The 10945-nt window shown below is 69.5% G+C and carries 9 protein-coding genes; 4 read left to right on the top strand and 5 right to left on the bottom strand.

What is annotated here, in order from left to right; all coding sequences use genetic code 11:
• Positions 1–281 precede the first annotated feature (281 nt).
• The 4 genes from MFF06_RS13340 to MFF06_RS13325 all read right to left on the bottom strand — a co-directional run bounded on the left by MFF06_RS13340 (position 282) and on the right by MFF06_RS13325 (position 3070).
• Positions 282–587 carry a hypothetical protein gene (locus MFF06_RS13340; protein WP_238204588.1) on the bottom strand — a complete coding sequence of 102 codons (306 nt, stop codon included), beginning with the start codon at positions 585–587 and terminating at the stop codon, positions 282–284.
• Between the two features lie 112 nt (positions 588–699).
• On the bottom strand, positions 700–1671 hold the full coding sequence (coaA, locus tag MFF06_RS13335; RefSeq protein ID WP_238204586.1) for a type I pantothenate kinase: 972 nt from the start codon (positions 1669–1671) through the stop codon (positions 700–702).
• A complete protein-coding gene (locus MFF06_RS13330; RefSeq protein WP_238204584.1) occupies positions 1668–1991 on the bottom strand; it encodes a phosphoribosyl-ATP diphosphatase in 324 nt (107 codons plus the stop codon). The genes coaA and MFF06_RS13330 overlap by 4 nt, the downstream gene beginning before the upstream one ends.
• A gap of 131 nt (positions 1992–2122) precedes the next feature.
• Positions 2123–3070, bottom strand: a complete 948-nt coding sequence (locus tag MFF06_RS13325) for an aspartate carbamoyltransferase catalytic subunit (protein ID WP_238204581.1) — start codon at positions 3068–3070, stop codon at positions 2123–2125.
• Positions 3071–3437: 367 nt separating this feature from the next.
• Between MFF06_RS13325 and MFF06_RS13320 the strand changes: the two genes are divergently transcribed.
• The 3 genes from MFF06_RS13320 (at position 3438) to topA (ending at position 8179) form a co-directional block, all read left to right on the top strand.
• Entirely contained in the window at positions 3438–4319 is an 882-nt protein-coding gene (locus MFF06_RS13320) for a cytochrome b/b6 domain-containing protein (protein WP_370876658.1), read from the top strand.
• Positions 4316–5233, top strand: a complete 918-nt coding sequence (locus tag MFF06_RS13315) for a molybdopterin-binding protein (RefSeq protein ID WP_238204580.1) — start codon at positions 4316–4318, stop codon at positions 5231–5233. Before MFF06_RS13320 ends, MFF06_RS13315 begins: the two co-directional genes overlap by 4 nt.
• A 279-nt stretch (positions 5234–5512) precedes the next feature.
• Positions 5513–8179 (top strand): type I DNA topoisomerase, encoded by a 2667-nt coding sequence (gene topA, locus MFF06_RS13310; protein ID WP_238204579.1) that lies wholly within the window; start codon positions 5513–5515, stop codon positions 8177–8179.
• 133 nt (positions 8180–8312) lie between these two features.
• Here topA and MFF06_RS13305 read toward each other — a convergent pair whose 3' ends face one another.
• Positions 8313–8498: a hypothetical protein gene (locus tag MFF06_RS13305; RefSeq protein WP_238204578.1), complete on the bottom strand. Its 186-nt coding sequence runs from the start codon at positions 8496–8498 to the stop codon at positions 8313–8315.
• A 287-nt stretch (positions 8499–8785) separates the two neighbouring features.
• Here MFF06_RS13305 and parE point away from each other — a divergent pair, with 287 nt between their 5' ends.
• Positions 8786–10858, top strand: a complete 2073-nt coding sequence (parE, locus tag MFF06_RS13300) for a DNA topoisomerase IV subunit B (RefSeq protein ID WP_238204577.1) — start codon at positions 8786–8788, stop codon at positions 10856–10858.
• The last annotated feature ends 87 nt before the right edge of the window (positions 10859–10945 follow it).

Here is a 10945-nt window from a genome sequence, read left to right as displayed (position 1 = left end):
ACGACCTCCCCCCGTCATTGCGAGCGGAGCGAAGCAATTCAGGGATCCGCCACGTCCGGAAACGTCCCGCCGCCCTGGATTGCTTCACTGCGTTCGCAATGACGTCGTGGCGTTGTGGGGCACGGCGCCACCGCGAGCTCACCCGCCGTCACGACCACCCCCCGTCATTGCGAGCGGAGCGAAGCAATTCAAGGAGACGCCACGTCCGGAAACGTCCCGCTGCCCTGGATTGCTTCACTGCGTTCGTACAGACGACGCGGGGTGCAGTGGCGAAGCGCGTGTCAGGCGACCTGCGGCTCCGCGTCGGCGCAGGTGAGCCGCAGGCGGGCCGCGTCGAACATCGTCTTCAGGGTGGTGGAGACGTCCTCCACCGCGACGAGGACCGAGAGCTTCTGCTGCGTCGCCCGGTCGGCCAGGTCGCGCGCGGCGCCGAGGAGCAGGTCCTCCAGCCGGGACAGGTCGTCCCCCACATCCTGCCCGGCGGGGTCCCGAAGGGCGGTGAACCGCGCCAGGGTCGCCGCCAGGGCGTGCTCCAGGACGAGGGTCTTCACCCGCTCCTGAAGGAGTGCCCGCTCCTCGATCCTCATGGCAACGCCCGCCGATTCGTTCCTTCGAACGAATCTCTCACACGGCGGCATTCGCGGCTGCATCCATTGTGCAACAGGCGTATTCGCAAGCTTTCGCCCGCGGGGATTGCACTCACAGTCGCCGCAAAGCCACGCTCTCGATCCGGTGGCTCGCCCCCTTGGTGAGGATCAGGCTGGCCCGCTGGCGGGTGGGCAGGATGTTCTCGCGCAGGTTCGGCAGGTTGATGGTGGTCCAGAGCCGGTCGGCCACGGCCAGGGCCTCGGCCTCCGGGATCTCCGCGTATTTGCGGAAGTAGGAGCGCGGGTCGCGGAAGGCGGTCTGGCGCAGGCGCATGAAGCGCGTGACGTACCAGCGGTGCAGGTCGTCCTCGTGCCCGTCGAGGTAGATGGAGAAGTCGAAGAAATCCGACACGAAGGGGATGGCCGTGCCGTCCTTGGGCAGGCGGGCCGGCTGGAGCACGTTGAGCCCCTCGACGATCAGGATGTCGGGGCTCTCCACCACCCGCTCCTCCCCCGGCACCCGGTCGTAGACGAGGTGGGAGTAGAGGGGCGCGCTGACGCTCTTCTGGCCGGATTTCACGTCGTGCAGGAAGCGCAGGAGCGCGGCGGTGTCGTAGCTCTCAGGGAAGCCCTTGCGCTCCATCAGCCCGCCCGCGGCCAGCTCCGCGTTGGGGAGCAGGAAGCCGTCCGTGGTGACGAGGTCGACCTTCGGCGTGTTGGGCCAGCGGGCGAGCAGGGCGGCGAGGATGCGGCCGGTGGTGGACTTGCCCACCGCCACCGAGCCGGCGAGCCCGATGATGTAGGGCAGCTTGGTCTCGCGCTCGGCCATCAGGAAGCGCTGCGTCGCCTTGAACAGCCCCTGCGTCGCCGCGACGTAGAAGGACAGCAGCCGCGACAGGGGCAGGTAGATCTCCACGACCTCCTCGATCGAGATCGGGTCGTTGAGGGATTTCAGGCGTTCCAGATCCTCGGCCTTGAGTGTCAGCGGCGCGTCGGCGCGCAGCTGCGCCCACTCGTCCCGGCTAAACTGGCGGTAGGGCGAGAGGCTGTCGCCGCCCGCCCCGAGGTTCGGCAGCGGGTTCACGCTGGACGCCTCGAGGCCTTCTCGGCGAGCCCGCTCTGGCCGGTGCGGCGCTCCAGCTCGGCCATCACCGCATCGAGCCCGACGCCGCCGGCCTTGAGGACGACGAGGAGGTGGTAGAGCACGTCCGCCGCCTCGTTCTTCAGGCCCTCGCGGTCGCCCTGCACCGCGGCGATCACCGCCTCCACCGCCTCCTCGCCGAGCTTCTTGGCGGCCTTGGCGGGACCCTCGGAAAGCAACTTGGCGGTGTAGGAGGCGCCCGGATCGGTGCCGGCCCGGCTGGCTACGAGCCGGTCGAGGTCGGCGAGGGTGTAGGTGCTCATGAACGATTCTGCAGTCGCGGCGCCGCCGGCGCGGGTCTCGGCCCTGAAACTGCGTCAGGTCGGCACCCTAGGCAAGCCGACCTTGGTGAAAGGCGAGCCGCTTTGTTTGGGAAGGGTTTACCCGGGGATGTTCACCCGTTGGGCAGGTGCCGGGACAGGGCATCGAGCACGGCCATGCGCACGGCCACGCCCATCTCCACCTGCTCGCGGATGAGGGATTGCGCCCCGTCGGCGATCTCGGAGGCGATCTCGACGCCGCGGTTCATGGGACCCGGATGCATCACCAGGGCGTCGGGGGCGGCGCAGGACAGTTTCTCGGCATCGAGGCCGTAATAGCGGAAATACTCCTTCACGGAGGGCACGAAGGAGCCGTTCATCCGCTCCCGCTGGAGGCGCAGCATCATGACGATGTCGCAGCCGTCGAGGCCCTTGCGCATGTCGGTGAAGGTCTCGACGCCGAATCGCTCGATCCCCGCGGGCAGCAGGGTCGAGGGCGCCACGAGGCGCACCTGCGCGCCCATCGCCTGGAGCAGGATCAGGTTCGAGCGGGCCACCCGCGAATGAAGGACGTCGCCGCAGATGGCGACCCGGAGCCCCTCGATCCGCCCCTTGTTCCGGCGGATGGTCAGGGCGTCGAGCAGGGCCTGGGTCGGGTGCTCGTGCGCGCCGTCGCCGGCGTTGATCACCGAGCAATCGACCTTGCGGGCGAGCAGATGCACCGCCCCCGCCGACTGGTGGCGCACCACGATGATGTCCGGCCGCATGGCGTTCAGGGTCGCGGCGGTGTCGATCAGGGTCTCGCCCTTCTTCACCGACGAGGAGGCCACCGACATGTTCATCACGTCGGCGCCGAGGCGCTTGCCGGCCAGCTCGAAGGAGGATTGCGTCCGCGTCGAGGGCTCGAAGAACAGGTTGATCTGCGTCCGGCCCCGGAGCGTCGTGCGCTTCTTCTCCACCTGCCGGGAAACGTCCACCGCCGCGTCGGCGGCATCGAGCAGCCCCTCGATGTCGAGCCGGTTCAACCCCTCGATGCCGAGGAGGTGCCGGTGGGGGAACGGCGCGGGCGCGGAAGCGGTCATGGCAGGGGCCGGGTGTAGGCGGTGGGGGTGCGTCCCGCAAGCGATTGGTTGGCTCTCGCCTGCCTGAGACAAGCTGCTGGCCCTCGTCCGAGCCGCTCGCTCATGCCGTGTGACCGGCCGAACGAATCGGACCATCGCTAAAATCCTCGGCGTCCTTGCGACAGCAGCGAAGCCATCCAGGGATCCGCCACCTTCTGGAAGCGTCCCGCTGCCCTCTATTGCTTCGCTGCGCTCGCAAAGACGGCGAAGCGGTCGGGATCAGTGCCGCCACCCTCTCCCCCCGCGACAATTTCGTCGCGGCTGGTAACCGGCGGCCGCTGCCACACGTATTGCGCAAAATCGAAGCACCGCCCGGGAGACAGGACGCGTGACCGCCTCGCCTGCCATCGACGCCCCCGACAAGGATGCCCCCGAGCGGATCGGCCGGAACGGGCGGCGCCTGATCTACCGGCATCCGCTGGTGATCCGCCTGACCCACTGGATCAACGCCGCCGTGCTGCTGGTGCTGCTGATGAGCGGCCTGCAGATCTTCAACGCCCACCCGGCCCTGTACTGGGGCTCCGTCTCGACCTTCGACACGCCCGCGCTCGCCATCACGAGCGAGGAGAGCGGCGGGGCGAACCGGGGCGTGGTCTATCTCGGCGAGCGCAAGTTCGACACGACGGGCGTGCTCGGGCTGTCCACGAGCGGCGGCGTCGAGGCCGACCGGGCCTTCCCCGCCTGGGCCACCCTCCCCTCGGGCCAGGACCTCGCCACCGGGCGGCGCTGGCACTTCCTGTTCGCGTGGTTCCTCGTGATCAACGGCGCGATCTACCTCCTCTACGGCCTGTTCTCGGGCCAGCTTCGCCGCCGCCTGATCCCCGAGGGCGACCAGATCCGCGACTTCGGCGGCTCGGTGAAGGAGCACCTGCTCCTGAAATTCCCCGAGGGCGAGGAGGCCAAGCGTTACAACGTCATCCAGAAGCTCACCTATTGCGGCGTGGTGCTGGTGCTGCTGCCCGCCATGGTGCTCGCCGGGCTCGCCATGTCGCCGGGCGTCGATGCCGCGTGGCCGTGGCTGCCGGAGCTGTTCGGCGGCCGGCAATCGGCCCGGAGCGTCCACTTCATCGCCGCCGGGTTGCTGGTGCTCTTCGTGGTCGTCCACCTCGTGCTCGTGCTGGTCTCGGGCGTCGCCAACAACCTGCGCGGGATGATCACCGGCTGGTTCAGCATCGGCAAGGTTCGGCCTGCCGGGGAGAGCGCCCGATGATCCTGCACCGCCGCCGCCTGATCACCGCCACCGCCGGCCTCCTCGGCACCTCCCTGCTCACCGGCTGCGACCGCTTCGCCGAGACGGACGCCGGCCGCCGCACCCTCCGTCTCGGGGAGGATGCCAACCTCTACGTGCAGCGCCTTCTCATGTCGGGGCAGACCACGGCGCGGGAATTCCCCGACTCGATGATCTCGCCCTGGTTCAAGCCCAACGGCTCGATCGATCCGCCCGACAGCGCCTACAAGGCTCTGGCCGCGAAGAATTTTTCCGAGTTCCGTCTCACGGTCGATGGTCTCGTCGAGACGCCCCTGTCGCTCAGCCTCGCGGACCTGCGCGCCCTGCCCTCCCGCACCCAGATCACCCGGCACGATTGCGTCGAGGGCTGGAGCTGCATCGGGAAATGGTCCGGCGTGCCGCTCGCGGAACTCCTGAAGAAGGCCGGGCTGAAACCGCAGGCGCGCTACGCCGTTTTCCACTGCGCCGACACCCTCGAATACGCCTCCGCCGACGGAGCGTGGCTGCGCCCCTCGGAGCCGGGCACGGTGCGCGCGGCCCATGCGGCCTATGTCCAGCTGGCGGCGGCCGGGGACTGGGGCGGTTCGCCCACCGGCGCGGCGGACGCCGCCGCCAACGACGACGCGGAGGCGGGCCGCCGCCCGATCCGCTACTACGAGAGCATCGACTTGTTCGACGCCTTCAACCCGCAGACGATCCTGGCCTACGACCTCAACGGCAAGTCCCTGCCGGTCTCGAACGGCGCCCCCCTGCGCCTGCGGGTGGAGCGTCAGCTCGGCTACAAGAACGCCAAATACGTCATGCGGGTGGAGATGGTCTCCTCCCTCGCCGGCCTCGGCGAGGGCAAGGGCGGCTACTGGGAGGACCGGGGCTACGAGTGGTACGCGGGGATCTGAGGCACGGCCGAGGGCCTTGGGCCGCATCCGTCGGTGGACCCCTGACCGTCGTTGCGGGCGCAGCGAAGCAACCCAGGGACGCGCACCGTTCGGAGGCGTCCCGCTGCCCTGGATTGCTTCGCTGCGCTCGCAAGGACGGCGTTGCCGATGCCCGCCATTTGACAACCCGCCGCCAGTCACCCACTTCTCCGCCCCGCGAGACCCCGGCCGGCGGCGGGCTCGCGCGCACTCCGCACATTCCGTCGCGCCACGGCCCCCTCAGGGGGCAGAGGGTTCTGGATGAAAGTCGTCGTCGTCGAGTCGCCGGCCAAGGCCAAGACGATCAACAAATATCTCGGCCGCGACTACGAGGTGATCGCCTCCTTCGGCCATATCCGCGACCTGCCCGCGAAGGACGGCTCGGTGGATCCCGAGCAGGACTTCCACATGGTGTGGGAGCTGGAGGATCGCGGCTCGAAGCGGGTCAGCGAGATCGCCAAGGCCGTGAAGGGCGCGGAGAAGCTGATTCTCGCCACCGACCCGGATCGCGAGGGCGAGGCGATCTCCTGGCACGTGCTGGAGGCGCTCACCGCGCGCAAGGTGCTGAAGGGCGTGCCCGTCGAGCGCGTGACCTTCAACGCCATCACCAAGTCCTCCGTCGAGCAGGCGATGCGCAAGCCGCGCCAGATCGACCAGGCGCTGGTCGATGCCTACCTCGCCCGCCGGGCGCTCGATTACCTCGTGGGCTTCAAGCTCTCGCCGGTCCTGTGGCGCAAGCTGCCCGGCGCCAAGTCGGCGGGACGGGTGCAGTCGGTGGCGCTGCGCCTCGTGGTCGAGCGCGAGATGGAGATCGAGGCGTTCCGCCCCCGTGAATACTGGTCCATCGTCGCGACGCTCGCCACGAAGGACGGGGCGACCTTCGAGGCGCGGCTCGTCGGCGCGGACGGCAAGCGCATCCAGCGGCTCGACGTCGGCAATGCCGAGGAGGCCGCCGCCTTCAAGAAGGCGCTGGAAGCCGCGATCTTCCAGGTGGCGAGCGTCGAGGCCAAGCCCGCCAAGCGCCATCCGCAGCCGCCCTTCACCACCTCGACCCTGCAGCAGGAGGCGTCCCGCAAGCTCGGGATGGCCCCGGCCCAGACGATGCGCGTCGCGCAGCGGCTCTACGAGGGCGTCGATGTCGGCGGCGAGACGGTGGGCATCATCACCTACATGCGGACCGACGGCGTCGACATGGCGCCTGAGGCCATCGCCGACGCCCGGAAGGTGATTGGCCGCGAGTTCGGCGACCGCTACGTGCCGGGCGCCCCGCGCAAGTACAGCGTGAAGGCGAAGAACGCGCAGGAAGCGCACGAGGCGGTGCGCCCCACCGACATGGGCCGCCTTCCGAAGAGCGTTGCCCGCTACCTCGAGCCGGATCAGGCCCGCCTCTACGAGCTCATCTGGACCCGCACCATGGCGAGCCAGATGGAATCGGCCGAGCTGGAGCGTACCACCGTCGATGTCCACGCCACCGCCGGCGGGCGCCGGATCGAGCTGCGCGCCACCGGCCAAGTGGTGAAGTTCGACGGCTTCCTGGCGCTCTACCAGGAGGGCAAGGACGACGAGGAGGACGAGGAGAGCCGCCGCCTGCCGAAGATGGCGTCGGGCGACGACCTCACGCGCGAGAAGATCGCCTCGACCCAGCACTTCACCGAGCCGCCGCCGCGCTACTCCGAGGCGAGCCTCGTGAAGCGCATGGAGGAACTCGGCATCGGCCGCCCCTCGACCTACGCCGCCGTGCTCCAGACCCTCCGCGACCGCGAATACGTCAGAATCGAAAAGAAGCGGCTCCAGCCGGAGGACAAGGGGCGGCTCGTCACGGGCTTCCTCGAAAGCTTCTTCCGCCGCTACGTCGAGTACGATTTCACCGCCGGGCTGGAGGAGCAGCTGGACCGCGTCTCCAACGCGGAGATCGACTGGCGGACGGTCCTGCGCGACTTCTGGCGCGACTTCTCGGCCGCCATCGGCGAGACCAAGGAGTTGCGCGTCGCGGAGGTGCTGGAGGCCCTGAACGGCTTGCTCGGTCCCCACATCTTCCCGGACCGGGGGGACGGCAAGGATCCGCGCGGCTGCCCGAATTGCAGCGAGGGGCAGCTCTCCCTGAAGCTCGGCAAGTTCGGCGCCTTCATCGGCTGCTCGAACTACCCCGAATGCACCTACACCCGGCAGCTCTCGGCGAGCGGCGTCAACGGCGAGGGTGACGGCTCCTCCCTCGACGGCGGCCAGCCGGGGGTGCGCGTGCTCGGCAACGACCCGACGACCGGCCTGCCGGTGACGGTGCGCGACGGGCGGTTCGGTCCGTTCATTCAGCTCGGCGACGCGAGCCCGGACAAGGGCGCGGAGAAGCCGAAGCGCTCCTCCCTGCCCCGGGGTCTGTCGCCCGGCGATGTCGACCTCGACAAGGCGCTGGCGCTCCTCTCCCTGCCCCGGGAGGTGGCCCGGCACCCCGAGAGCGGCGAGCCGATCCTCGCGGGGATCGGACGTTTCGGACCCTACGTCCAGCACGGGCGCACCTACGCCAACCTCGGCCGGGACGACGACGTGCTGGAGATCGGCGGCAACCGGGCGATCGACCTCATCGTGGCCAAGGAGCAGGGCGGCGGGCGCGGACGCCCGGCGGGCGATCCCGGCCGGTCGCTCGGCAAGGATGCCGAGAGCGGGCGCGACGTGGTGGTGAAGGCGGGTCGCTACGGCCCCTACGTCACCGACGGTCAGGTCAACGCGACGTTGCCGAAATCGGCCAACGCCGAGGCGCTGACCCTGGACGAGGCCCTGAAACTCATCGCCGCCAAGCGCGAGGCCGGCGGCGGTAAGAAGGCGCCGGCGCGGAAGAAGGCGACCGCCCGTAAGTCGGACGGCGACACGAAAGCCCCGGCCAAGAAGCCGGCCGCGAAGAAGGCCGCACCGAAGAAGAAGGCGTCGGGGTAGGCATCCCGACGCACGCCCGCGCGGTCAGTGCGCGTCGAGCGAAGCAATTCAGGGTTGCGCACCGTTGCGGACGTCCTGCTTCGCTGCTCCCGCTAAGGACGGGAGTGCGCGGGCCGGCCCGGTCGGATGCGGCTCAGATCAGATAGGTGAGTGTCGCCGCAACGGCGGTGGCGAAGGTCGCCACTGCGAAGGCGGCGGGGGCCACGGCGAAGCGGGCGGGGGTGCGGTCGTCGTCGGCCTCATAGCCGAAGGCGGCGCCTGCGGCATGCTCGAAGCGGACGAGGTCGAGGTGACGGGCTTCGTTCGCTTCCGGGGTCATGGTCGGCACCCTTGCGATAGTCAAGGTTGTGACTCCGCAACGATAGTCCTGCCCTTTGGTTCCGGGCTTCCGGTCCGGTACGGGAAGCGTTAACCACTCGGTCGCACCCTCCCGGCTGCGCCGGGTCCCGTTCGCCCTCCTGAACGATGGCGTTCGGCCGCCGCGAGGCGGTCCTCCGGGGCTTTGATGTTTCCTTTTTGTTCCGTTATGCTGGCGAGATGAAGGCGCATGCTCCCAGACGCAAAGCTTCCCCCGCACCCATCGTCGCCGTCCGTGGGAGTGCCCGCGTGAGCGATCCGGCGCGCGATCTCTTCGGCCCCGACGGGGCCCCGAAGGCGGCCCAGAAGGCCCCCTCCCCCTCGGACCCCCGCCGTCGCCTCACGGAGGCGGCCTCGCCCGCGACCCTGACGGCGGCCAACCCGGAGACGGGCTACACCGCCTCCGACATCGAGGTGCTGGAGGGGCTGGAGCCCGTCCGGCGGCGGCCGGGCATGTATATCGGCGGCACCGACGAGCGGGCGCTCCACCACCTCTTTGCCGAGGTGATCGACAACTCCATGGACGAGGCGGTGGCCGGCCATGCGAGCTTCATCGAGGTGGAACTGGAGGAAGGCGGCGCCCTCGTCGTCACCGACAACGGCCGCGGTATCCCGGTGGACCCGCACCCGAAGTTTCCGGGCAAGTCGGCCCTCGAAGTCATCATGACCACCCTGCATGCGGGCGGTAAGTTCGACTCGAAGGTTTACGAGACCTCCGGCGGCCTGCACGGCGTCGGCATCTCGGTGGTGAACGCCCTCTCCGACGTGCTGGAGGTCGAGGTCGCCCGCAACCAGACCCTCTACCGGCAGTGCTTCTCGCGCGGCCATTCGCAGGGCGCGCTGGAAATGGTCGGCCGGGTGCAGAACCGGCGCGGCACCCGCGTGCGCTTCCACCCCGATGCGCAGATCTTCGGCTCGCTGAAGTTCGACCCCCGCCGCCTGTTCAAGATGGCGCGCTCGAAGGCGTACCTGTTCGGCGGCGTCGAGATCCGCTGGCGCTGCGCCCCCTCCCTCGTCGAGGGGATGGAGGATGTGCCGGCCGAGGCGGTCCACCGCTTCCCCGGCGGCCTGTCGGACTATCTCGCCCGGGACATCGAGGGGAAGGACCTCGTCCTCGACACCGTCTTCGCCGGCAAGATGACGAAGCCCGGCTCGCACGGCTCGCTGGAATGGGCCGTGGCCTGGACGGTGGCCGACGACGGCGTCTCGCATTCCTACTGCAACACGATCCCGACGCCCGAGGGCGGCACCCACGAGGCGGGCCTGCGGGTCGCCCTGCTCCGGGGCCTGCGCGAGCACGCCGAGCGGGTGAACCAGGCCAAGCGCATGACGGCGGTGACCACCGACGACGTGATGGCCACCTGCGCCTCCATGCTCTCGGTCTTCATCCGCGAGCCGGAATTCCAGGGCCAGACTAAGGACAAGCTCGCCACCGTCGAGGCGCAGCGCATCGTCGAGACGGCGGTGCGGGACGCCTTCGACCATTGGCTCGCCGCTTCCCCGGCCCAGGCCAACAAGCTCCTCGATTGGGTGATCGACCGGGCGGAGGAGCGCCTGCGCCGCCGCCAGGAGAAGGAGGTCGCCCGCAAGAGCGCCACCCGCAAGCTGCGCCTGCCCGGCAAGCTCGCCGATTGCTCGGCGGCCGGGACGGCGGGCTCCGAGATCTTCATCGTCGAGGGCGATTCCGCCGGTGGCTCGGCCAAGCAGGCCCGCGACCGGGCGACCCAGGCGATCCTGCCGCTCCGGGGCAAGATCCTCAACGTCGCCTCGGCGAGCCGGGACAAGCTCGGCGCCAATCAGCTCATCGGCGACCTGACCCTGGCGCTCGGCTGCGGCACGGGGGCGAATTTCCGCGAGGCGGACCTTCGCTACGACAAGGTCATCATCATGACCGACGCCGACGTGGACGGAGCCCACATCGCCTCGCTGCTGATCACCTTCTTCTACCGGCAGATGCCCAAGCTGATCGACAAGGGGCACCTCTACCTCGCGATCCCGCCCCTCTACCGGCTGCAGCAGGGCTCGAAGGTCGCCTATGCCCGCGACGACGCCGACCGCGAGCGGATCGTCAAGACGGTGTTCAAGGGCGGCAAGGTCGAGATCGGCCGCTTCAAGGGCCTCGGCGAGATGATGCCGGCGCAGTTGAAGGAGACCACCATGGACCCGAAGAAGCGCACGCTCCTGCGGGTTGCGGTCCTCGACGAGGCGCGGGAATCGACGGGCGACACGGTGGACCGCCTGATGGGCAACAAGCCCGAGGCTCGCTTCGCCTTCATCACCGAGCGCGCGGCCTTCACGGAGGGCGCCGACCTCGACATTTGAACGGGGTGTCCAGAGGGCGAGCCCTCTGGCGGGTGCAGGGCGGAGCCCTGCCAACATCCAGGGGCCTTGCCCCTGGACCCCGGCAAG

It is taken from the genome of Methylobacterium aerolatum, assembly GCF_022179085.1.
Taxonomy (GTDB): Bacteria; Pseudomonadota; Alphaproteobacteria; order Rhizobiales; family Beijerinckiaceae; genus Methylobacterium; species Methylobacterium aerolatum.
This window is presented reverse-complemented; position numbering and strand designations above follow the sequence as displayed.